The organism is Pseudomonas sp. MH10, assembly GCF_034353045.1.
Classification (GTDB): Bacteria; Pseudomonadota; Gammaproteobacteria; order Pseudomonadales; family Pseudomonadaceae; genus Aquipseudomonas.
The window spans coordinates 1,779,552-1,803,458 of sequence record NZ_CP133783.1 but is presented as its reverse complement, the minus strand read 5'-3'; the positions used below and the strand labels follow the sequence as shown (position 1 = coordinate 1,803,458).

Here is a 23,907-nt window from a genome sequence, read left to right as displayed (position 1 = left end):
ACACTGTGGGAGCAGGCTTGCCTGCGAAGAGGCCGGTGGCTGCGCCGCGGATTTCAGCCCGCAACACTGTCGGTATCTGCACCGACCCCTTCGTCGGCAAGCCGACTCCCACAGGGTATTTCACCTTGGTCAAACCCATTCGTGGGCAACATCCGGCGTGCCTTGAGCCTCAAGATTCAACTTTCTCATCTGCTCACAGCCCCACAGCACCCGCTCCGGGGTCGCGGGCGCATCAATCTTTGGCTGATGCCGATAATCGGCGACGCTGGCCACGGCGTCCTTGATGGCGCACCAGGCGGCGATGCCGAGCATGAATGGCGGTTCGCCCACGGCCTTGGAGTGGAACACCGTGTCTTCCGGGTTTTTGCGGTTTTCCACCAGCTTCACCCGCAGGTCCAGCGGCATGTCGCTGACCGCCGGGACCTTGTAGCTGGCCGGGCCGTTTGTCATCAGTTTGCCCTTGGCGTTCCACACCAACTCTTCCATGGTCAACCAGCCCATGCCTTGAATGAAGCCGCCCTCTACCTGACCCATGTCGATGGCCGGGTTCAACGAGGCGCCCACGTCATGGAGGATGTCGGTGCGGAGCATTTTGTATTCGCCGGTCAAGGTGTCGATGATCACCTCGCAACAGGCCGCGCCGTAGGCAAAGTAATAGAACGGATGGCCACGGGCCTGGGTGCGGTCGTAGTAGATTTTCGGCGTTTTGTAATAGCCGGTACTCGACAGCGAAACCTGACCGACCCACGCCTGCATCGCCAAGGATTCGAACGACAACACGAACTCGCCGACCCGCACATGACCGTTGCGAAACTCCACTTGGTCTTCAGTGACCTTGTACTGTTTCGCGGCAAATTCGACCAAGCGCTGCTTGAGGATTTCAGCGGCATTTTGCGCCGCCTTGCCGTTCAAGTCCGCACCGCTGGATGCGGCCGTCGGTGAAGTATTCGGCACCTTGTCGGTGTTGGTTGCGGTGATCTGAATTCGGTCGATGTCCACCTGAAACACTTCGGCCACCACTTGCGCGACCTTGATGTTCAAGCCTTGGCCCATCTCGGTGCCGCCATGGTTCAGGTGAATGCTGCCGTCGGTGTAGATATGGATCAGCGCACCGGCCTGATTGAGGAAGCTGGCGGTGAAGGAAATACCGAACTTCACCGGGGTCAGCGCCAGGCCTTTTTTCAACACCGGACTGCTGGCGTTATAGGTGCGAATCGACTGGCGGCGCTCGGCGTACTGGCAGCTTTCTTCTAGCTCGGCGGTCATCTCTTCGAGCATGTTGTGCTCGACGGTTTGGTAGTAGTGGGTGACGTTACGCTCGGTCTTGCCGTAGTAGTTAACCTTGCGCACCTCCAACGGGTCTTTGCCGAGGTGACGGGCGATGTTGTCCATGACTTCTTCGATAGCGACCATGCCTTGTGGCCCGCCGAAACCGCGATACGCGGTGTTCGACGCCGTGTTGGTCTTGCAGCGATGACCATTAATGGTGGCGTCGCCCAAGTAATAAGAATTGTCAGCATGGAACATCGCCCGGTCGACGATGGAGTTGGACAAGTCCGGCGAGCAGCCGCAGTTGCCGGCCAGCTCCAAACGAATCCCGTGCAGGCGTCCGCTGTTATCGAAGCCAACGTCGTACTCGATGTAGAACGGGTGGCGCTTACCGGTCATCAGCATGTCTTCGACCCGTGGCAGGCGCATTTTGGTCGGCTGCCCGGTCAACATCGCCACCACCGCACACAGGCATGCCGGGCTGGCGGCCTGGGTTTCCTTGCCGCCAAACCCGCCGCCCATGCGGCGCATGTCCACGACGACTTTGTTCATGGAAACGCCGAGCACTTCGGCCACCAGCTTTTGCACTTCGGTGGGGTTTTGCGTCGAGCAGTAAACGATCATGCCGCCGTCTTCAGTGGGCATCACCGACGAGATCTGGGTTTCCAGGTAAAAGTGTTCCTGGCCGCCGATGTGCAAACTGCCCTGCAAACGGTGTTCGGCGCTGTCCAACGCGGCGACTGAATCACCGCGTTGGTGGGTGTGGCTGTCGAGGACGAAGTGTTTGTTGCGCAACGCTTCAACCACGTCCAGTACCGGCACAAGGTCTTCGTATTCGATGATCGCGGCCATCGCGGCCTTGCGGGCGGTTTCCAGATCACGGGCGGCGACAGCCATCACCGGCTGGCCGACAAACTCAACGGTATCGATCGCCAGCAACGGGTCGCCGGGCAGCAGCGGACCAATGTCCTTGAGGCCGGGAATGTCTTCGTGGGTGATCGCTATACGTACGCCCTCGAAGGCGTAGCACGGCGCGGTGTCGATGCTGATGATCCGCGCATGGGCACGGTCAGACATCCGCGCATACACGTGCAGTTGGTTGGGGAATTCCAGGCGGTCGTCGATGTACACCGCTTCGCCCGACACATGCTTGTCGGCGCTGTCGTGCTTGACGCTGCGGCCGACGCCGGTCTTCAGATCCTGCTGAAACAGCGCGATCATTTCGGCCTGGGTTTTTTCCGGGGCGTGATTAGACATAAGAAGTCACCCGCGTTTCGATGTGAGGCGATTGCAGTTCGATGAAGTATTTACGCAGCAGGTTTTGCGCGCTGAGCAGGCGGTATTCCTTGCTGGCGCGGAAGTCTGACAGCGGGGTGAAATCGTCCGCCAATGCCGCGCAGGCGCGTTCCACCGTGGCCGAGGTCCACGGCGCACCGATCAGTGCCTGTTCGCAGGCGGCTGCACGTTTGGGAATCGCCGCCATGCCGCCGAAGGCGACGCGCGCTTCAACGATAGCGCCGTTTTCCACCTGCAAGCGGAAGGCGGCGCAGACGGCGGAAATATCGTCGTCCAAGCGCTTCGATACTTTGTACGCGCGAAATACCTGTCGGGCGTTGGCCTTGGGCACGATGATTTTCTCGATGAATTCGCTGTCCTGCCGCGCCGTGACCCGGTAATCGATGAAGTAATCTTCCAGCGCCAGGGTTCGGCGGGTCTGGCCTTTGCACAAGACCAGTTGGGCGCCAAGGGCGATCAGCAGTGGGGGCGAATCACCAATCGGTGAAGCGTTGCCGATGTTGCCGCCGAGGGTGCCTTGATTGCGGATTTGCAGCGACGCGAAGCGCTGCAGTAGTTTGCCAAAGTCCGGGTATTCGGCACTGAGCGCGGCGTAACAGTCGGTGAGCGAGGTCGCGGCGCCGATTTCCAAACGGTCTTCGAAATGCTCTATGCGCTTCATGGCTTCAATGTTGCCGACATAGATCATTACCGGCAGCGTGCGATGGAACTGGGTCACTTCCAGCGCCAGATCAGTACCGCCCGCCAGCAAACGCGCTTGCGGGTATGAGTCATAGAGTTCAGCCAGGTCGCTGACGGTCAGCGGCACCAGGCAACGCTTGTCGCCGCTGTTGAGTTCGCCGGTTTCCTTCGGCGCAATGGCGCGTAGGCGGGCAATGGTTTGAGCCTCGCGCTGGTCGAATTGATCAGGTTGGCGTTGATCGCCGCAGGCCTGTTCGGCTGCGGCCAGAATCGGGCGATAACCGGTGCAGCGGCACAAATTGCCGGCCAGTGCTTCGTGGGCTTGATGGCCGTTGGCTTCAGTGCTGTTCTTTTGCAGCGCGAACAGCGACATCACAAATCCTGGCGTACAGAAGCCGCATTGCGAGCCGTGGCAATCGACCATGGCTTTTTGCACGCTGTGCAGTTGCCCTTGGTGTTTGAGGTCTTCCACGCTGATCAACTGTTTGCCGTGCAACGAGGCGACGAACGTCAGGCATGAGTTGAGGCTGCGATAACGCAGCTGCTCTTGGCCGTTGTCGTCGAGATTCAATTCGCCGATCACCACGGTGCACGCGCCGCAGTCGCCACTGGCGCAGCCTTCTTTGGTCCCGGGTTTACCCACATGCTCACGTAAATAATTGAGCACGGTCAGGTTCGGGTCCAGGGCGTGCTCGGTTCGCAGTTCCTGATTAAGTAAGAATTGGATCACGTAGGCCTCTCTGCACTATTTTTATAATCGGTCGCATGGAGCTGAATCTATCAGCTCTGACTTTTCGGTCAATAAATATCTGACTATTAAGTCAGGAAAAACGATTTTTTCCCAGCTTGCCGATTAACGGTGTGCCGCGTCAGCCGTAAACAGCTGACCGTTGCTTAAAGAATTGCTTATTTCGTGCCAGATTCAAGTCTTATGGCCGTGCGCCATGCGATACACTGCGCGGCTCGTAGGATTGAGCTGAAGTTGAAGGAAAATCATGACGTTCAAGGCGCCGGACAGCCTCGCCGAGCAAATCGCTCGCCACCTTGCAGAGCGAATCATTCGTGGTGAACTCAAGCCAGGGGAGCGCATTCAAGAGCAAAAGGTCACGACCTCACTGAATGTGAGCCGTGGTTCGGTGCGTGAAGCACTGCTGATTCTTGAGCGCCGCCACTTGATTGTCATCCTGCCGCGCCGGGGTGCTCAGGTGACGGAAATCACCGCGCACAACGTTCAAAGCCTCTGTACGCTGATGAGTGAGCTGTACATCCTGCTCGCTCTCGCCGTGGCGGCTCGCTGGGAAACCCAGATTGATCTAGCGCCCTTCGTGCAGATCCAGCAGCGCCTGAAGCTCAGCCTTGAACGCCAGGACGTAAAACTTTTTGTCGAAGACAGCTTTAACGTCATGCGCGCGGCGTACCCCTTCGCCAATAACCCGTACCTGCAAGAGACCGTTGAGAACCTGCAACCGTCCATGAGCCGCAACTATTACCTGGCATTGGATCAGCGTAAGGCCGAAATGGGTGAATCGCTGAAGCACTTCGGCCAGTTACTCGACGCGGTGGTGGCGCGTGACGTCGTGCAGATTCGCGAAGTGCTGAGCAGCTACGGCGAGCGCAGCTATAAATTAGTGCTGTCCGCGCTGGCGGCTGGCTGACCCATGCGTCTCAAGTGCATCAAACTGGCCGGGTTCAAGTCCTTCGTCGACCCGACCACGGTCAATTTTCCGAGCAACATGGCGGCGGTCGTGGGCCCTAATGGCTGCGGTAAATCCAATATCATCGATGCCGTGCGTTGGGTGATGGGCGAGAGCTCGGCGAAAAACCTACGCGGCGAGTCGATGACCGACGTCATCTTCAATGGCTCCACCACCCGTAAACCAGTAAGCCAGGCCAGCATCGAACTGGTGTTCGATAACTCGGACGGGACCTTGATTGGCGAATACGCCAGCTACGCAGAAATCTCCATTCGCCGCAAAGTCACCCGCGACAGCCAGACCAGCTATTACCTCAACGGTACCAAGTGCCGTCGGCGGGACATCACGGACATCTTCCTCGGCACCGGCCTTGGTCCGCGCAGTTACTCGATCATCGAGCAGGGGATGATCTCCAAGCTGATCGAGTCCAAGCCCGAAGACCTGCGCAACTTCATCGAAGAAGCTGCCGGTATCTCCAAGTACAAAGAGCGTCGGCGCGAAACTGAAAACCGCATTCGCCGTACTCACGAGAACCTAGCCCGCCTGACCGATCTGCGTGACGAGCTGGAGCGCCAGCTTGATCGACTGCACCGTCAGGCCCAGGCCGCTGAGAAATATCAGGAATACAAAGGTGAGGAGCGTCAGCTCAAGGCGCAACTGTCAGCCCTGCGCTGGCAGGCGTTGAACGAGCAAGTCGGCCAACGCGAAGCCGTCATTGGCACCCAGGAAATCGGATTCGAAGCCTTGGTCGCCGAGCAACGTAACGCGGATGCCGGCATCGAACGCTTGCGCGACGGGCACCATGATCTGTCGGAACGCTTCAATGTGGTGCAAGGACGCTTCTATTCGGTGGGCGGCGACATTGCCCGCATCGAGCAGAGCATCCAGCATGGCCAGCAACGCCTGCGCCAACTGCAAGAAGATTTGCGCGAATCCGAGCGCTCGCGCCTGGAGACCGAATCGCATTTGGGCCACGACCGTACGTTGCTTGCGACCCTCGGCGAAGAGCTGGAAATGCTCGCGCCGGAGCAGGAAATGACCAGCGCTGCCGCTGAAGAGTCCGCCGCCGCGCTGGAAGAGTCCGAAAGCACCATGCACGGCTGGCAGGAAAAGTGGGACGCCTTCAACCTGGAGTCCGCCGAGCCGCGGCGTCAGGCCGAAGTGCAGCAGTCGCGCATCCAGCAGTTGGACACCAGCATGGAACGCTTGGGCGAACGGCAACGGCGTCTAAACGAAGAGCGTCAATTGCTGGCAGCCGACCCGGAAGACGCAGCGATCTTGCAGCTCAGCGAAGACCTCGCCACTCGGGAAATGACCCTCGAAGAACTGCACGCCAGCGAAGAGCAACTGGTCGAACGCCTGGAGCACCTTCGCAGCGAACTGCATCGCGCCAACCAAGCGCAACAACAGGCCCAAGGTGAGCTGCAGCGTCTGAACGGGCGGCTGGCTTCCCTGGAGGCGTTGCAACAGGCGGCCCTCGATCCGGGCACCGGCACGGCTGAATGGCTGCGTGACCAGCACCTTTCTGAGCGGCCGCGTCTGGCAGAAGGTTTGCGCGTTGAACCCGGTTGGGAGTTGGCCGTAGAAACCGTGCTCGGTGCCGATCTGCAAGCGGTGTTGGTGGACAATTTTGCCGGCCTGGATTTAGCCGGGTTTGAGCAGGGCGATCTGCGCCTGATCAGCCCTTCTGCTAACGTTGCACGGATTCCCGGTAGCTTGCTGGACAAGGTTGAAGCCGCAGTTGATTTGTCCGCTTGGCTGGGTAATGTGCAGCCGGTCGAATGCCTTGAAGATGCATTGGCCTTGCGCGCGCAGCTCGGGGCAGGGCAGAGTCTTATAAGCCGCGACGGCTATTGGGTCGGGCGGCATTTCCTGCGCGTACGCCGGGCGAGTGAAGCGCAAAGCGGTGTGCTGGCCCGTGGTCAGGAATTGATTCGGCTGGGCCTTGAGCGCGATGAGCATGAAGCCACCTTGGCCGCCCTCGAAGAACAGCTCCTCACACAGCGCGAACAGCAAGTTCAGCAAGAGGACGCCCGCGAACAGTTGCGTCGTCGACTCCAGGACGAAACGCGCCAGCAAAGCGAACTCAAGGCTCAACTGTCGGCGAGCAAGGCCAAGGTCGAGCAATTGACCCTGCGCCGTACCCGCCTTGATGAAGAGCTGACTGAGCTGGGGGAGCAGCGCGCCATCGAACACGAGCAGTTGGGCGAGTCGCGCCTGCATTTGCAGGATGCGCTGGACAGCATGGCCCTGGACACCGAACAACGCGAACTGCTGCTGGCCCAACGCGACAGCCTGCGCGAGCGCCTTGATCGCGTGCGGCAGGATGCCCGGCAGCATAAAGATCATGCGCACCAACTGGCGGTGCGTCTGGGCTCGCTTAATGCGCAGCATGATTCGACGCGGCAGGCCCTTGAACGCCTGGAGTTGCAGTCTGAGCGACTTACCGAGAAGCGCGAACAACTGAACCTCAACTTGGAGGAGGGCGAAGCGCCTTTGGAGGAGCTGCGCCTCAAGCTCGAAGAGCTGCTGGAAAAACGCATGGCAGTGGACGACGAAATGCGTCTGGCCAAGCTGGCGCTGGAAGACGCGGACCGCGAACTGCGTGACGTCGAAAAACGCCGCAGCCAGGCTGAACAACAAGCGCAACTGGTGCGCGGGCAACTTGAGCAGCAGCGCATGGAATGGCAGTCACTCACCGTGCGCCGCACCACTTTGCAGGACCAGTTGCTGGAAGACGGCTACGACCTGCACGGCGTGCTTGCGACACTGACCAGCGACACTAATGAAAAGGCCGCTGAAGAAGAATTGGAACGCATCGCCGGGCGCATTCAACGCTTGGGCGCGATCAACCTGGCGGCCATTGACGAGTACCAGCAGCAATCCGAGCGCAAGCGTTATCTGGATGCTCAGAATGCCGACTTGGCGGAAGCACTGGACACGCTGGAAAACGTTATTCGCAAAATCGACAAAGAAACCCGTAACCGATTCAAAGAGACCTTCGATCAGATAAATAGCGGATTACAGGCTCTTTTCCCAAAAGTTTTCGGTGGCGGCAGCGCTTATTTGGAACTGACTGGCGAAGATCTACTCGATACAGGTGTGACAATCATGGCGCGTCCACCGGGCAAGAAAAACAGCACCATTCATTTGCTCTCCGGTGGTGAGAAAGCCCTGACCGCCTTGGCACTGGTATTTGCCATCTTCAAACTGAACCCGGCGCCGTTCTGCATGCTCGACGAAGTTGACGCGCCGCTCGACGACGCTAACGTTGGACGGTACGCCCGCCTCGTGAAGGAAATGTCCGAAACGGTGCAGTTCATCTACATCACCCACAATAAAATCGCCATGGAAATGGCCGATCAGTTGATGGGGGTGACCATGCACGAGCCGGGTTGCTCGCGCTTGGTAGCGGTAGACGTGGAGGAAGCAATGGCGTTGGTTGAAGGCTAACGATTCAGGCTAAAGCGATCATATGAGTGGCTATTTGATGGCTAGTGTTGGGCTTCATATCCGTTACAGTGGCCAAGTGGATGCAACAGACGGTGTAAAGTTATCTTTGGTCGTGCTAGCTTAGTCAACAATTTTCTATTTGCGTGGGTAAAACGCCTGTCAGAACATAGAGTTGGCGCCACGTTTTAAAGGGGTTTCGGCCCTCATTTTCAGCATTTTTATTAGAGGCACGGGATTACATGGAAATCGGTCTGCGCGAGTGGCTGATCGTCATCGGCATTATTGTCATTGCCGGTATTCTTTTTGATGGCTGGCGCCGGATGCGCGGCGGCAAAGGGAAACTGAAATTCAGGCTTGACCGAAGTTTCTCCAACGTAGCGGATGAAGACGAGGTTTCCTCTGCCGAGGTGCTGGGTCCACCGCGTGTGCTGGATCAGAAAGAACCGAAATTGGACGAGCATGATTTGCCGTCGGTGAGCATGGCGCCGCGTGACGCCAAGCGTAAGCGTAAAGACGAACCGCATCAGGGCGACCTGAACCTGGACCTTGACGGGCCAAGCCTGTTCACCGGTCGCGATGAAGACTTCGCGGACGATAAGCCGGGCCGTCGTTCGGAAGATACGGCGCGCCGTACCGAAGACCTGCCGCCGGTTGAAGAAGTGCTGGTGATCAGCGTGATCTGTCGTGACGAAAGCGGCTTCAAAGGCCCTGCGCTGTTGCAGAACATCTTGGAAAGCGGGTTGCGCTTCGGTGAGATGGATATTTTCCATCGCCACGAAAGCATGGCGGGCAACGGTGAAGTGCTGTTCTCCATGGCCAACGCGGTCAAGCCGGGTGTGTTCGATCTCGATGACATCGACCACTTCAGCACCCGTGCAGTGAGCTTTTTCCTGGGCTTGCCGGGTCCGCGTCACCCGAAACAGGCATTCGACGTCATGGTGGCCGCAGCCCGTAAACTGGCCCACGAACTGAATGGCGAATTGAAAGATGACCAGCGCAGTGTCATGACCGCGCAAACCATCGAACACTACCGCCAACGCATCGTCGAGTTCGAACGTCGTGCATTGACGCACCGCCGCTGATCGGGACGCACGATTCCTGTAGGAGCCAACGTGTTGGCGAGGCTTTTGGCGGTTTGGCTGATGCCGCCTGGCCAACACGTTGGCTCCTACAGGTTGATCGCAAAGACGCCGAACCAACATTGAGCAGCTTCGGCTGCTCTTTTGCTTTTTGAGAGAACACCCGTATGAACGCCGCCGAAACCCGCATCCTGAAACTGCGTGCCGAGCTGGATCAGCACAATTACCGTTACCACGTGCTCGATCAGCCGAGCATTCCGGACGTTGAATACGACCGCCTGTTTCATGAACTCAAGGCGCTGGAAGTCGAGAATCCGCATTTGGTCACCCCGGACTCACCGACGCAGCGGGTCGGTAGCACGGCGCTGTCCGCCTTCACCCAAGTGCGCCACGAAGTCCCCATGCTCAGCCTCGGCAACGCCTTCGAAGAAAATGACATGCGCGAATTTGACCGTCGCGTGACCGAAGGCCTGGACCTGCCTGTCGGTGATCTGTTCGGCGAAGGCGCGCAGGTGCAGTACAGCTGCGAACCGAAACTCGACGGCCTGGCCGTCAGCTTGTTGTACCGCGATGGCGCGTTGGTCCGTGGCGCGACCCGTGGCGACGGTGCCACCGGCGAAGACATCAGTGTCAACGTACGCACCGTGCGCAACATCCCGCTCAAGCTCCACGGCAGCGGTTGGCCGGCGACATTGGAAGTGCGTGGTGAAGTGTTCATGTCCAAAGCCGGCTTCGAGCGGCTGAACGCCAGCCAATTGGAAGTCGGCGGTAAAACCTTCGCCAACCCGCGTAATGCCGCCGCCGGCAGCTTGCGTCAGTTGGACTCGAAGATCACCGCCAACCGGCCCTTGGAGTTCTGCTGCTATGGCCTGGGCCAGGTCTCGGAAGAGTTCGCCGACACCCACATTGGCAACCTGGAAAAGCTCAAGCACTGGGGCATGCCGGTCAGTCGCGAATTGAAACTCGCCAATGGCATCGGTGAATGTTTGGATTACTACCATGACATCGGCGAGCGCCGCCTGTCGTTGCCCTATGAAATCGACGGCGTGGTGTTCAAAGTTAACAATTTGGCGTCCCAGCGCGAACTGGGTTTTCGGGCCCGTGAACCGCGCTGGGCCATTGCTCATAAATTCCCGGCCATGGAAGAGCTGACCGAGCTGCTCGACGTTGAGTTTCAGGTCGGGCGCACCGGGGCCGTCACCCCAGTCGCGCGCTTGAAACCGGTGAAAGTTGCCGGCGTTACGGTTGCCAACGCGACGCTGCACAACATGGACGAAGTGGCGCGTTTGGGCTTGATGATCGGCGACACGGTAATCATCCGCCGCGCCGGTGATGTGATCCCGCAAGTGGTGCAAGTGGTTCTCGAACGCCGCCCGAACAACGCTCGACCGGTGCAGATCCCGGAAAAATGCCCGGTGTGTGGCTCGCATGTCGAGCGCACGCAATTGATCAAGCGCAGTAAAGGCAAGGAAACCATCAGCGAAGGCGCGGTGTACCGCTGTGTTGGCCGATTGGCCTGCGGCGCCCAGCTCAAGCAAGCCATCATCCACTACGTCTCGCGGCGCGCGATGGACATCGAAGGCCTAGGCGACAAGAGTGTCGAGCAATTGGTCGACGAAGGGCTGGTGGCCTCTGCGGCCGACCTTTATACGCTGACCTTCGAACAGATCGTCGACCTTGAAGGGTTTGCCGAAGTCTCCAGCAACAAACTGCTCAAGGCGATCCTCGACAGCAAGCGGCCGACCTTGGCGCGCTTCATCTATGCGCTCGGTATTCCCGACGTCGGCGAAGAGACGGCCAAAGTGCTGGCGCGTTCGCTGGCTACACTGGCGCGCGTCACACAAGCGCAACCAGAAGTCCTCACCTACCTGCCGGATGTCGGGTTGGAAGTGGCTAACGAAATCCATAGCTTCTTTACCGATGCGCACAACATCACGGTCATTGAGCAACTGCTAGAGCGCGGGTTGGAGATTCAAGAACAGGGCGAGTTGGGCGCGGAGTTCGCAGCCAGCACCACCTTGGGCGGGATGATCGACAAGCTGCACATCCCGGCCATCGGCCCCGGCGCCGCGCAGAAACTGGCCGACAAATTTGGCACCTTGCAAGGCATTCTCGACGCCGACTGGCTGGACATGCGCCAGGCGTTGGCCGAGAAGCAAGCGAAAGCCGTACGTGACTTTTTCGACATCAAATCCAATGCCGAGCGAGCGCTGGAAATAGAGGCGCAGTTGAAAGCGTTCGGCATGCACTGGCACAGCGAGAAAAAGGTCGTCGAAGGCTTGCCATTGGCGGGTCAGACCTGGGTCTTGACCGGCTCGCTGGAATTGATGAGCCGCGACATCGCCAAAGAAAAACTCGAAAGCCTCGGCGCCAAAGTATCCGGCTCGGTCTCAGCAAAAACCCACTGCGTGGTCGCAGGCCCGGGTGCCGGCTCAAAGCTGACCAAGGCCAGCGAGTTGGGCCTTAAAGTAATGGATGAAGAGGCGTTTGTGGTTTTCTTGACTAACCACGGTATTGATGTGAACTGATCGGGCGCAGTGCGCCCGGTCAAATACACGGAACCCCCACAGCGACACATGATCTAGTGCTGGCACCCCACAAGGAGATCGTCATGTATCGCTTCTTTGAACAACTCAGCTCACGCATCGCTGCGCCATTCGTGGGCGAGACCAAGCGTAACAGTAAGGTTTGGCAGTGCAATTGTGGGCAGTCGATCTTCTTTGCCAATACCCAATGCCTGGCCTGCTCGGCCGCTTTGGGCTATCTGCCGGAGCAGGGCAGGTTGGTCACGCTGGAGCCCGGCCAGCAGCTCAATACCTGGCGCCTGACCGACGAGCCTCAAGCAGCGCTTTACCGACGCTGTGCCAACGTCGATACGCCGGCGGCCTGTAACTGGCTGTTCCCCGACAGTGAACCGGGCGAATTCTGCATTGCGTGCAGCCTTAACCGGACCATCCCCGATCTCTCGATCCCGGAAAACGCCGAGCGCTGGTGCAAAGTAGAAACTGCCAAACGGCGCTTGGTCGCGCAGTTGATATCGTTGGGTTTGAAAGTGATTTCGAAATCTCAAGACGAAGACACCGGCTTGGCGTTTGATTTCGTCGGCGTCGACCTTGAAGGCAAACTGCCCACCACCGGCCATGCCAACGGTCTGATCACCCTTAACATCGAAGAAGCAGACGACGCCCATCGGGAAGCCATGCGCGTTCAGTTGCACGAACCTTACCGCACGTTGCTCGGACATTTCCGTCACGAAGTTGGCCACTATTATTGGGACCGTCTGATCGCTGACACCCATTGGCAGGATAATTTCCGCAACCTGTTCGGCGATGACCGCGCCAGTTACGCTGACGCCCTTGAACATCACTACCAGAGCGGCGCCCCGGTAGGCTGGCAACAACACTACGTCAGCGCCTACGCGACCATGCACCCTTGGGAAGATTGGGCTGAAACCTGGGCGCATTACCTGCACATGATGGACGCCGTCGACACCGCACTCGGCTTCGGCATGAGCGCCCGGGACATGGACTTCGATTACCAGCCGTTCACACTCGAAACCCTCTACGACCCCCAACACCCCGGTGGTCAGGCATTCCTGTCATTCGTCAACGCCTGGATTGAACTCGCCGGCATGCTCAATGAACTCTCCCGCAGCATGGGGCAACCGGACTTCTATCCGTTCGTCCTGTCACCGGCGGTGATTACCAAACTGCATTTCATTCACTTAGTGATTCAAGAGGCCGGTGGCAAGGCGGATGAGGTGCTGCAAGCGCAGTAGAGCCTTGAAAAGGACCTGCCGCCACGACTTCGACGCCGCGCTGTCGCGCAGCAAACTGGGTGGCACTTTGTGTGGTTTGAGGTTGCAGGTGTCAGGACTGAAGCCTTCCCGAATAAGTTCGGTCCCACGGTTTTTGGTGCTGCACAGATGGCCGCCCGCCCGTAGATCGCCGGTGAATTGAATATCAAATTACGGGGCGAGGTCCTGCGTGGTGGGGCAAGCCCTTTTGGCGGGACTTTTTGGCGTTTGAAAAAGGTGCCTCGCTGTAAAAGCGAACCATAACCTCAGCAACTACAAAGGCCGGATATACACACGTAATCCAGCGCCAACCTATTGTTTTATAAATAATTAAAAAGTAGTTTTATAAGCGCTGCCGAAGGCTGCGAAGCCGGTACGGCTCTGGGATTTCATTGACACGGTTGATAGCAAGCAGCCGCAGATGCTGTGGGAGTAGGCTTGCCTGCGAAGAGGCCGGTAATCGCTCCGCTGATGTCGACCTGATACCTGGGTCGCCTGCATTGACGCTTTCGTTGGCAAAACAATTCCCACAGAGACTTTGGCGGGCACGGAATAGCAGGCACTGACATCTGATCGCAGCCTTCGGCAGCGCCTGCAGAAATCTGTGCATCGCTAAAATCTGTGGGCCAAATGTCTTCGGGAAAGATCCAATGCAATCCACCAGACCTCACCCGAAAAGCTTCAACGCCAACCGCCGTTCATAGCCAATCCGCCCCCGATACGCCTCACCGGTATCCACCCAACCTTGGCTCGCGTACAGCCCCAGCGCCGTCGTATTGTCCGTATCCACCGACAACATTAACTGTTTGATATCAGGCCAAACCCGCCGCGTCGTGTTCGCAAGGGCCTGCAAACACGCCTTGCCCAACCCTTGGCCTTGCCTGCGCCGATCAATCTGCAGCGAATGCAACGTCGCCGCATCGGCCTGCGCCCAGGCTGGTAAATATATCCCGCGCTTAAGCAGCAAAAACCCCACCGGCAGCCCCTCTGTGAGCAACGCAAACCCACGAATGTCCGACGTGGCGTTGACCAGCAGCGAATTCAGCGCCCCGTAGATGTCGCCGGAAAACGACCTCTGCGCGTCCAGCACCTTGATCCGCAGTAGCTGCTTTCGCTGAATGTCGGTCAGGTCCTCATAGCAGAGCAGCTCAATTGGCATCGATCGAATCCTTAAAAGCGTGCCGCGTTTACACAAAGGGGGCAGTTTAACGGGATTCGTCACAAGCAGGCCGACGGCAAGGCATCCCCGTCCAACCCCGTTGTACAAGTGCTTGAGCCCCTTCATATTTTTAATCACAACCAACGGTTGTAACTTATCGCCAGACCGGTACAATGGCGCCGTTCACCGTCAGGTGAGCGTCGTTATGGTGACCCTGCCGGTCCCCCCGCAACGATTACCCGTGAACCTGGTCAGATCCGGAAGGAAGCAGCCACAGCGGGAACATTGTGTGCCGGGGTGTGGCTGGTGGGGTTGCCTCCATAACGCAACTCATTGGTCCTCAATGGGTTTTTAAAAAAATCTGTAATTCCTCGTCGAACGCCTTCAGACGTCTTTCGTATGCACTGTGGTTTTTCCGAGTGAATTCGGTCGGGCATCTAGATGTCGTCGTTCTCGCAAGCGTGTATCAGCCGAAGACTGCGATCAGTCCGAAGGACCTTCGCCAACACCTTGGCTCCCACGGATAGCCGCGCCCTTATTGATAATCCCCCTGACTCTTCCAATGCGTCGAATCCGATGGACCACTGGCGTCCAGTTCAGCAAGGCCACGGGCACCGGCTTGTATTTGCTCGCGGCGGGATTTGGCACTTAAGTCGCCAAACGTCTGAAGTGCCGAGCTGAGCAAGGTTTCGTGTTCTTCGCCGCGTAGCAGGTGTGAGGCGATATACCATTGCTGATACAACTGCTCTTCCAACGATAACGGTCCTAATTCACTGGCGTTCATCACGGCCCAAAACGCCAGCGATTCGCTGTCCTTCGGGTCCAGTTCGAACATCGCCTCCAAATCCATACCCGCCTGTTTGAACAGGTTTTGCGCCTTGTGCGTCATCCGGTAAAACTCTGTGGGAGCCAGGCCATTGTCATGCTCAGGCGAGGCGTTGTGCAAAATCGTTGTTGCTGCCCCCACCAGTGTATGGATCGCTACCGGGTCGGCGCTGGCAAATAGCAAGCGAATGGCAAGGTTCAACTGCCGATGCGCGGCGTCAAGTCTGGATACGCGGAAGGGATCGGTCATGGCGTTAGCGACTACTCGTGGTGATGGGGCGGGTGTCGGCGTTTGTTCCAATCAGTTTAGGCCAGACGCGCAGATAAGGGGGGCTACCGAAAAAAACCATCTGACATGTCGTCGTCCAGCCAATCGCTAAATTCTTCTATTTCCCGTTGCTCTCTAAGCCATGCCTTCAAAATTTTGGTATCTGAGAGTGTGAGGAGTTGGTTTTTCTTTAGGAGGAGGTCAGTGCGCATTGCCCGAATGGTTTTTTCGCATGTACGTAACGCGTTTTTCGGTTGTATAGGCGCGAACGGCTCCAGCAGAAATTGCATTCGAAATGACATTTTTAAGTCTTCGGTTTTACGTTCGCGTTCGGCGGTGTCAGTTTCGCGATCTGGGTGCAGAGCGCTGACCAGCTTGCGATAGCTGTCGCGTATGGATTGACTGCCTTTTTCTGGTTCTTCTTCTTGACGAACGGTTTTTGCAGGTTTCTGCCTACCGTCGTGTTTCGATTCTTGAGCGACCTCGTCTAGCTTCTCTTGGAGTCGTTGAGTCACCTCCTCGATGGAGTCCAGATCGAGATCATCGCCAAGATCGACACCGAACGTTTCTTCTATCGACGCTCTTAACAGGTCATTTTCCTGATGTCGGACAGTCTCAAAATCGTCGCCGGCGTGTTTGGTATAGACGCGCATCAGCGCTTCGTCCTGCTCTTCTTCCATCAACGTACCAGCGAGCTCGCAAATGATTTGCTGCAGCGTATAGCGGTCTTTGTTGCGACGCTAATCTCAAGAAGTTTAATAGTCATGCCACCACCAGAAACCATAAAACGCTTTTTTAAAGAGAAATGGTCAGTTCAGTTTGTTTACTTATTGCGATTGAAAAACTTGCGAACGAACGTCACTGCAACCATCAGCCCCACCAACAAGAACTTTTTCGCCGCCAGCAGCATTATCCCCAGTTTGGCGAACAGCCCAGCCTTAGCGGCTAACCCACCGGCAACCAGTGCCGCCAAGCCGTATTTGGCCAGTTTGTCTGTGCCTGGTTCGTAGTCGGCGTAGCGGTTGCCGTCGCTGAAGTTGGTGAACGCCAGGACGTGAGGCATCTCCCGTTGAATGGTTGCAAGATCGCTCATCGAAGCGACGGCATTAAGTTCCAGCACGCCTTGGCGACCGAGCACGCGGATGCTGTAGTTGAGGGTGTTTTCATCGGCGTTGTCGGCCTTCAGTTCCCGGGCCCAATACATCTTGTGGCTTTGATCGTCGTAGCGCGGCGGCTCGGCCCAGCCGACTAATTGCAGGCCGGGATAGCCTTGTTTGCGCCGCTCGTTGTTGTTCTCTACATCGTCTTCCTGCATTTGCTTGAGCATTTCGGCGTAGTCGATCTGGGCGGCGTCTTCATCGGAGACGTGCCCGTCGTCTTTGTAGCTGATCAACACTCCCCAGCCCCCGCGGGACATCGGGTTGGTGGCGTGTGGCACGATCATGCCCAACGTCTTATGGCCGGGCGGATTGCCCCAGCCGTCAACTATCAGGCGTTCGGTGTCTTGCGGCGTGAGGTAATAGAAATCGTCGTTCAAGCTGAGGGTGGCAACGCCGCCTGGCAGATTAATAGTGCCGTGCTGCGGCTTGAGCGTCGCGAAGAACTGCGCCGGCGTTTGCTGAACCTTTGCGGGGTCATGAGGCGTGGGGGTCGCAGCATCGGCAAGGGCGGTGGTGGCACACAGCACGATAGCTGCCAATAAGCAGCGCAGGCATTTCATCGCAAGCATTTAAGGGTAGCCCCGTACATTCTGAACCGATTTGGCCGGGGCAGCTTAGCGAAAAAACCGCCACGTTGGTGGCGGTTTTTGTGAGCGTTACGATTACTCAGCCAAAGAACTGCAGCGCGTTGGTCAAGTCGCCCATGGGCTCCTGGCCTCGGGTTGCCATCGCTTCGTCTCGCATCTTTAACCCGTCCAGTTTTTCAAGACCGTGCACTCGGGTGATCAAGCGCAAAATCGAAGCGGTGTCATACGTGGTGTGGTCAACCGTTTCCCGGCGGGCGAACGGCGAGACCACCAGCGCCGGAACCCGAGTGCCTGGTCCCCAGCGATCACCCTTGGGGGGCGCAACGTGGTCCCACCAGCCGCCGTTCTCGTCGACGGTGATGACAATCACCATGTTTTCCCACTGCGGACTGTTACGCAGCACTTTAATGACGCGGGTGATGTGGCGATCACCCGCAGCAACGTCGGTGTAACCGGCATGCATGTTCAGGTTGCCCTGAGGTTTATAAAACGTGACGGCGGGCAGCTTGCCGGCCTGGGCATCAGCGAGGAATTTATTGGTGCTGGACTCATCGCCGAGGCCCCCGTCACGTAGGCGCTTGTTGCGTTCGTCCGGGTTTTCCGGGCCTTGTTTCTTGAAGTAATTAAACGGCTGATGGTGATACTGGAAACTCGGGATTTTCGGAATGCCCGCCGAGTCTTTGAACTGGTCAATGGTGCTCTGCCACGCGCCGGCATACCACGCCCAATCGACGTTTTTCTTCGACAGCTTGTCGCCGATGTGGTCGTGGGTTTGCGGCACCAGCACGTTGGCCACGTCGGCTTTGGCATATTCCGGGCGGTCCGGGTCGCGAATCCAGGTCGGCCAATACGGCGGGGCCATGGTGTTGACGGCATAGCCATCGGGTGTCAGCAAACTGGGACCAAATTGTGGCGGACCGGTCATGGCGCTGGCGGGTGATTTCTCCAGTGGTTTGAGTCGTGTGTCCTGGGGGTTATCACTTTGTAGCGTGGCGATCTGCTGTTTGGCCGGGGAGTTGGCAACGTTTGGGTAGAACGGCACGGCAGCGGAAATCAGGTATTGATGGTTCAGGAACGAGCCACCGAAAGCGCCTTGAAAGAAGTTGTCACACAGGACGAATTCAGACGCCACGTCCCACAGCCGTAACGAATATTCGGTCTGCCCGTAGTGGCCCATGGTCAGGCCACCGGAATCGGCCCACGCGACGAAGCGATCGTTTTTGCCGTCGTTGATCTGCATCTGGTTTTGGTAAAACACATGCCACAGGTCCCGTGTCACCAGGCTCAGTGGCAAGTCTTCGCCATTGGGGCCTTGGAGCGCATAGGGTTGGTTGAGCAGGTGGTCTTGAAATTGGGTGCCGACGGGGTAGGTCACGCCGTCCACGGTTTGCGGCCCGAGTTGCAATACGCCGCCCCACACCGGAGGCAACTCTTCCAGCAGTTTGCCGTCTCGGTCACGCTGTTGATACTCGCTGGGGTCGAGGTCCGCCATCGGCTTTTCGACGCCAGGGAAATTGCCGAACAAGTTATTGAAGCTGCGGTTTTCGGCGTAGATCACAACCACCGTTTTTACGTTGTCGCTGAGTGCCTGGTCTAGCGCGGCGCCGGTTAACGGGGGGGCATCCAGCGCGAGGGGTTTCTCTTCGGCGCAGACGTAGGCGCTGAGGGTTGCGCCCACACCAAGCGCCGCGACGCCACCGAGAAAACGCCGTCTGCTGGCGTCAGGGGGATTGTCGCCAGCAGGTGGTTGCGAGGTTTCTTCTTCTTTTTTGTCGCTCATGACAGGTTCCCTGCGTACTTGGCTGAGATCGTTAATGCTGATTTCGAAGGAGCGTAGCGAGGCAGTGTGACGGTAATGCTACAGCGCGCAGTGAAGATTTATAAACGCTCAAGCAAGGCTTCAAGGTGACGGTAACGGCTCCGGCTGTCCAATGACTACAGGCGCTGGAGGGCCGTAACGTTCCAAAATTTGCTCAATCTCGCCGGACATTTTCATTCGCAGCAAGGTTCGCAGAATCCGTTGCACGGGCACATTAGGGTCGTTGCGCACGACGCAGCCTACCGCTTGTTCCTCAATCAGGGAAACCCCGCGCAGCTGTTTGTCGGGCGGCAGATTGCGATTGAACCAGTCCATCGACCATTGATTGGCCACCGCATAGCGATAGCGTCCGGCGATCAGTTTTTGCAGCACTTGATCCTGGCTGCGAGCGTCTTCGCGGACCAATTGATGGCTATCAAACAACGTCTGCAGGCTCGGGTAGACGTATCCGAGCACTGTGCCGATGTTTTGATGGGTGAGTTGTTTGAGATCAACCGGCGTCGGGTTGTCTGCGGTGCTCACCAGCAGGTCGCGCTGAGTTATCAGCGGTAAGCTCCAAATGTAGTCGCCGGACATGTTCGGCACCCAGGACTGCGCCGCGTAGCAACGAATATCGACGTCGCCGTGCTCCAACGCACTTTGCACGCGCAGGCGGGCCAACACGTGATATTCGGTGGGCAGGCCCATGTGATGGCCAAGGCTCTCCATGATGTCGAACAGAAAACCGCCATGGGGCTTTTCGTCGTCAATCAGCACAAGGGGCATCGACCAGCCATCGGCAATCGAGAAACGTAGTGGGGGGTCCGCCGCGAAGCTTGGGCAGGACACTAGCAACAAGACACTCAACAACAGCCGGATTCGGTTCATCGGCGTGAGCATTACGGTGCTATTCAAGTCAGATCCAACTCCTGGAAGCATTCAATTGATGAGCGTAGCTATATTAGCGCCGGACACCGGATGCAATTTTGCCCCTGCTCCGCTAGCATTAGCGGTCTTCCGCTTTCAGTCGCGACGGTTATCGATGAGTTATCAGGTTCTTGCACGTAAATGGCGTCCGCGCTCGTTCCGCGAAATGGTCGGCCAGACCCATGTGCTCAAGGCCCTGATCAACGCGTTGGACAGCCAACGGTTGCATCATGCCTACTTATTTACCGGCACGCGCGGTGTGGGTAAAACCACCATCGCACGCATTATCGCGAAATGCCTGAATTGTGAAACAGGTATTACGTCGACGCCGTGTGGTACCTGTTCAGTTTGCTGTGAAATTGATGAAGGGCGCTTCGTCGATTTGATCGAAATTGACGCTGCAAGCCGGACCAAGGTCGAGGACACCCGCGAGCTGCTGGAAAGCGTCCAATACGCGCCGAGCCGCGGACGCTTCAAGGTCTACCTGATCGACGAAGTACACATGCTGTCCACCAGTTCGTTCAACGCCCTGTTGAAGACCTTGGAAGAGCCGCCGCCTTACGTCAAATTCATCCTGGCAACCACTGACCCGCAGAAGCTACCGGCAACCATCCTGTCGCGCTGTTTGCAGTTCGCCCTGAAAAACATGACGCCGGAGCGTGTGGTCGAGCATTTGGCCCATGTACTGGGTGTCGAGAATATCCCGTTTGAAACCGACGCGCTCTGGCTGCTAGGCCGCGCAGCCGATGGTTCGATGCGCGATGCCATGAGCCTGACCGATCAAGCGATAGCGTTCGGCGAAGGCAAGGTCATGGCGGAGGATGTTCGGGCGATGCTCGGCACGCTGGACCACGGGCAAGTCTATGACCTGTTGCAGGCGTTACTCGACGGCGATGCGCGCGCAATGCTCGAGGCGGTGCGCCATTTGTCCGAGCAAGGGCCTGACTGGAATGGTGTGCTGTCGGAAATTCTCAACGTACTGCACCGCATCGCGATTGCCCAGGCCTTGCCCGAAGGGATCGATAACGGTCATGGCGACCGTGACCAGGTATTGGCACTGGCGCAGGCCTTGCCCGCCGAAGACATACAGTTTTACTACCAGATGGGCCTGATTGGTCGTCGCGATTTGCCGCTGGCACCCGACCCGCGTGGTGGCTTCGAAATGGTGCTGTTGCGGATGCTAGCCTTCCGCCCAGCAGACAGCAGTGATGCACCGAGGCAGCCGCTAAAGACAGTAGGGATCAACCCGGCCACGGTTGATTCCACACAGCCAGTGGCCGGTGCGACGCCTGTTGCACCGGTAACCGCCGAACCGGTTGCCGCTCCAGTGGTTGCGCCCGTGCCTGAGCCGGCCGTGGTGCCTCTAACCGTTGCGCCCGCCGCTGTTGCTGTTCCTGAGGTTGACCTGCCGTGGAACGAGCGTAAGCCAGAGCCGCAGGCTGCTGTCGAGCCAGAACCAGAACCAGAACCAGAATACGTTGCCGAAGCGGTACCTGAGCCCATGCTCGATACCGTCGCTGAGCAACCCGATCTCACGCCAATGCCTGCTGAGGCACCGGCCAGTCCGGTCCCGGATGCGCCCGATGTGGTTGAGCCTGAGGCTGTGCCCGTCGCCGCCGTGACGCCGGCCATGCTTGAGCAGATTCCAGACGCTTCGTCGTCGGTCTCGGCACCGATGGAGCGTGACGACGAACCGCCCGACGATGACTATTTCGACGGTGAGCTTGATATCGATCCGGCGTCTTATAGCTACTTGGATGAATTGGCCCACGACAGCGTGCCTGACGTGGCCGAACCAGAGCAGTTGCCTGCTTCGATGCCGGCAACGGGCTTGGCGCTGGATTGGTTGAACCTGTTTGCGAAGCTGCCGATTTCAGGCATGACCGGCAGTATCGCCGCCAACTGTACATTGATGGCGGTAGACGGCGATCACTGGCTGCTGCACCTGGACCCGGCCCACAGCGCGTTATTCAACACGACCCAGCAACGTCGGCTCAACGACGCCCTGAATCAATACCACGGGCGCACGCTGACCCTCAGTATCGAGCTGATCAAGCCCGAACAGGAAACCCCGGCGCAGGCAGGTTCGCGCCGTCGTGCCGAACGCCAGAGCGAAGCAGAAGCGTCGATCCATTCCGATCCGTTCATCCAACAAATGTTGCAACAGTTTGGCGCGGTGATTCGAGAGGATACGATTGAACCTGTAGACGCTCCGGTGGCTCAGACCCTTTAACTAATGTGCGTGGCGCCCGCAAGGCGTTGCGCAGACCAACTCCACAACGTTCGAGGTGAATTCTCATGATGAAAGGTGGCATGGCCGGCCTGATGAAGCAGGCACAGCAGATGCAAGAAAAAATGGCCAAGGCGCAGGAAGAACTCGCCAACGCCGAAGTCACTGGCCAATCAGGCGCGGGCCTGGTCAGCGTCGTGATGACCGGTCGTCATGACGTCAAACGCATCAGCCTCGACGACAGCCTTATGCAAGAAGACAAAGAAGTCCTCGAAGACTTGATCGCCGCAGCCGTCAACGACGCCGTGCGCAAAGTCGAGCAAAACAGCCAGGAAAAAATGTCCGGCATGACCGCTGGCATGCAACTGCCTCCAGGCATGAAGCTGCCGTTCTAGGTTGCGTCGGCGGTCACGAGAAGCCAGGCCTAGTGCCTGGCTTTTTTGTTTATCCACCGTCTGTAGGAGCCAACTTGTTGGCGAGAGGTCCAACTGGGTGCGCCAGATAGACCGCCTTCGCCAACAAGTTGGCTCTACAGATCGTTCAAACCGAACCCCGAACCCGCCACACGGTCTGCTTTCTATGACCCCAATTTATTGCTGAAGGAACCGCTTCGATGCCGCCAGAACTGATCCTCAATCAACGCATTGTTCTCGCCTCGCGCCCGAAAGGCGCGCCGACGCCAGAAAACTTCCGCCTGGAGCGTGAAGCGTTGCCTGAGTTGGAGGAGGGCCAAGTGCTGCTGCGCACGCTCTATCTTTCTCTGGACCCCTATATGCGCGGGCGGATGAACGATACGCCGTCGTATGCCGAGCCGGTTCAGGTCAATAACGTCATGACCGGTGGTGCCGTCAGTCGTGTCGAGCAATCGCGCAACGTCCGCTTTAAAGTGGGTGATCTGGTGGTTGGCATGACTGGCTGGCAGACCCATAGCATCTGCGATGGTACCCAAGTGCTTGCGCTGCCTAAAGACTTGCCCAGTCCTTCCATGGCAGTGGGTGTGTTGGGCATGCCCGGCATCACGGCGTATATGGGCCTGATGGAGATTGGCAAACCCAAAGCCGGCGAAACCCTGGTGGTAGCGGCGGCTTCCGGCGCTGTGGGTTCTGTAGTGGGTCAAGTGGCGAAACTGAAGGGTCTGAGAGTAGTGGGCATTGCTGGCGGTCCCGATAAATGCCGTTACGTGGTTGACGAGTTGGGCTTCGATGCCTGCATCGATCACAAGAGCGAGCATTTTGCCGAACAGCTGGCGGATGAGTGTGGCAATGGCATCGACATCTACTTCGAGCTGGTCGGTGGCAAGGTATTCAGCGCCGTGCTGCCGCTGCTTAATGCCCGCGCCCGAATTCCGCTGTGTGGTTTGATCGCGCAATACAACGCCCAAGCGCTACCCGAAGGCACCGATTACTTGCCGCTGCTGATGCGAACCTTACTGACCAAGCGTGCGCGGATTCAGGGGTTTATCGTGTTCGAAGAATACGGTGATCGGCATGCGGAGTTTCTCGCGGCCATGGTGCCCTTGGTGACAGAGGGCCAAATCAAGTTTCGTGAAGACGTAGTGGAAGGGCTGGAGCAAGCGCCAGAAGCGTTCATCGGCATGCTGGAAGGTCGTAACTTCGGCAAGCTGGTGGTCCGGGTCGCTGACGCTTGAATTGACGCTAACCGGAGGCGCGGGTATAAACCGCGTC

At 57.9% G+C, this 23,907-nt stretch carries 16 protein-coding genes and 1 other RNA gene; 9 read left to right on the top strand and 8 right to left on the bottom strand.

What is annotated here, in order from left to right; all coding sequences use genetic code 11:
* Positions 1 to 129 precede the first annotated feature (129 nt).
* Positions 130 to 2,526, bottom strand: coding sequence for a xanthine dehydrogenase molybdopterin binding subunit (gene xdhB, locus RHM59_RS08060; protein ID WP_322286366.1), 2,397 nt, complete (start codon positions 2,524 to 2,526; stop codon positions 130 to 132).
* Positions 2,519 to 3,976, bottom strand: a complete 1,458-nt coding sequence (gene xdhA / locus RHM59_RS08055; RefSeq protein ID WP_322165095.1) for a xanthine dehydrogenase small subunit — start codon at positions 3,974 to 3,976, stop codon at positions 2,519 to 2,521. The genes xdhB and xdhA overlap by 8 nt, the downstream gene beginning before the upstream one ends.
* 265 nt (positions 3,977 to 4,241) lie before the next feature.
* Between xdhA and RHM59_RS08050 the strand changes: the two genes are divergently transcribed.
* From RHM59_RS08050 to RHM59_RS08030, 5 genes are all read left to right on the top strand, one after another.
* Entirely contained in the window at positions 4,242 to 4,901 is a 660-nt protein-coding gene (locus tag RHM59_RS08050) for a GntR family transcriptional regulator (protein ID WP_322286365.1), read from the top strand.
* Between the two features lie 3 nt (positions 4,902 to 4,904).
* Entirely contained in the window at positions 4,905 to 8,393 is a 3,489-nt protein-coding gene (gene smc / locus RHM59_RS08045) for a chromosome segregation protein SMC (RefSeq protein ID WP_322286364.1), read from the top strand.
* Between the two features lie 239 nt (positions 8,394 to 8,632).
* Positions 8,633 to 9,475: a cell division protein ZipA gene (gene zipA / locus RHM59_RS08040; protein WP_322165092.1), complete on the top strand. Its 843-nt coding sequence runs from the start codon at positions 8,633 to 8,635 to the stop codon at positions 9,473 to 9,475.
* A 164-nt stretch (positions 9,476 to 9,639) separates the two neighbouring features.
* Entirely contained in the window at positions 9,640 to 12,000 is a 2,361-nt protein-coding gene (ligA, locus tag RHM59_RS08035) for an NAD-dependent DNA ligase LigA (RefSeq protein ID WP_322286363.1), read from the top strand.
* A gap of 83 nt (positions 12,001 to 12,083) precedes the next feature.
* Entirely contained in the window at positions 12,084 to 13,250 is a 1,167-nt protein-coding gene (locus tag RHM59_RS08030; RefSeq protein ID WP_322286362.1) for a zinc-binding metallopeptidase family protein, read from the top strand.
* Between the two features lie 685 nt (positions 13,251 to 13,935).
* Here the strand turns inward: RHM59_RS08030 and RHM59_RS08025 are convergent.
* Positions 13,936 to 14,427: a GNAT family N-acetyltransferase gene (locus RHM59_RS08025; protein ID WP_322286361.1), complete on the bottom strand. Its 492-nt coding sequence runs from the start codon at positions 14,425 to 14,427 to the stop codon at positions 13,936 to 13,938.
* Between the two features lie 215 nt (positions 14,428 to 14,642).
* Between RHM59_RS08025 and ffs the strand changes: the two genes are divergently transcribed.
* Positions 14,643 to 14,739: signal recognition particle sRNA small type (gene ffs, locus RHM59_RS08020), an RNA gene on the top strand.
* A gap of 223 nt (positions 14,740 to 14,962) precedes the next feature.
* Here the strand turns inward: ffs and RHM59_RS08015 are convergent.
* The 5 genes from RHM59_RS08015 to RHM59_RS07995 all read right to left on the bottom strand — a co-directional run bounded on the left by RHM59_RS08015 (position 14,963) and on the right by RHM59_RS07995 (position 19,944).
* On the bottom strand, positions 14,963 to 15,502 hold the full coding sequence (locus RHM59_RS08015) for a hypothetical protein (protein WP_322286360.1): 540 nt from the start codon (positions 15,500 to 15,502) through the stop codon (positions 14,963 to 14,965).
* 83 nt (positions 15,503 to 15,585) lie between these two features.
* Positions 15,586 to 16,200 carry a hypothetical protein gene (locus tag RHM59_RS08010; protein WP_322286359.1) on the bottom strand — a complete coding sequence of 205 codons (615 nt, stop codon included), beginning with the start codon at positions 16,198 to 16,200 and terminating at the stop codon, positions 15,586 to 15,588.
* Between the two features lie 143 nt (positions 16,201 to 16,343).
* Positions 16,344 to 17,240: a DUF2167 domain-containing protein gene (locus tag RHM59_RS08005; RefSeq protein ID WP_322286687.1), complete on the bottom strand. Its 897-nt coding sequence runs from the start codon at positions 17,238 to 17,240 to the stop codon at positions 16,344 to 16,346.
* Positions 17,241 to 17,346: 106 nt separating this feature from the next.
* Positions 17,347 to 19,047, bottom strand: coding sequence for an acid phosphatase (locus RHM59_RS08000; protein ID WP_322286358.1), 1,701 nt, complete (start codon positions 19,045 to 19,047; stop codon positions 17,347 to 17,349).
* A 120-nt stretch (positions 19,048 to 19,167) separates the two neighbouring features.
* Positions 19,168 to 19,944, bottom strand: a complete 777-nt coding sequence (locus RHM59_RS07995; protein WP_416195086.1) for a substrate-binding periplasmic protein — start codon at positions 19,942 to 19,944, stop codon at positions 19,168 to 19,170.
* A gap of 163 nt (positions 19,945 to 20,107) precedes the next feature.
* On the opposite strand from RHM59_RS07995, the gene dnaX reads away from it, so the two are divergent.
* The 3 genes from dnaX to RHM59_RS07980 all read left to right on the top strand — a co-directional run bounded on the left by dnaX (position 20,108) and on the right by RHM59_RS07980 (position 23,870).
* Positions 20,108 to 22,225, top strand: a complete 2,118-nt coding sequence (gene dnaX, locus RHM59_RS07990; protein WP_322286357.1) for a DNA polymerase III subunit gamma/tau — start codon at positions 20,108 to 20,110, stop codon at positions 22,223 to 22,225.
* A gap of 65 nt (positions 22,226 to 22,290) precedes the next feature.
* Entirely contained in the window at positions 22,291 to 22,617 is a 327-nt protein-coding gene (locus tag RHM59_RS07985) for a YbaB/EbfC family nucleoid-associated protein (RefSeq protein WP_299831232.1), read from the top strand.
* A gap of 218 nt (positions 22,618 to 22,835) precedes the next feature.
* A complete protein-coding gene (locus RHM59_RS07980; RefSeq protein ID WP_322165083.1) occupies positions 22,836 to 23,870 on the top strand; it encodes an NADP-dependent oxidoreductase in 1,035 nt (344 codons plus the stop codon).
* Positions 23,871 to 23,907: the final 37 nt, after the last annotated feature.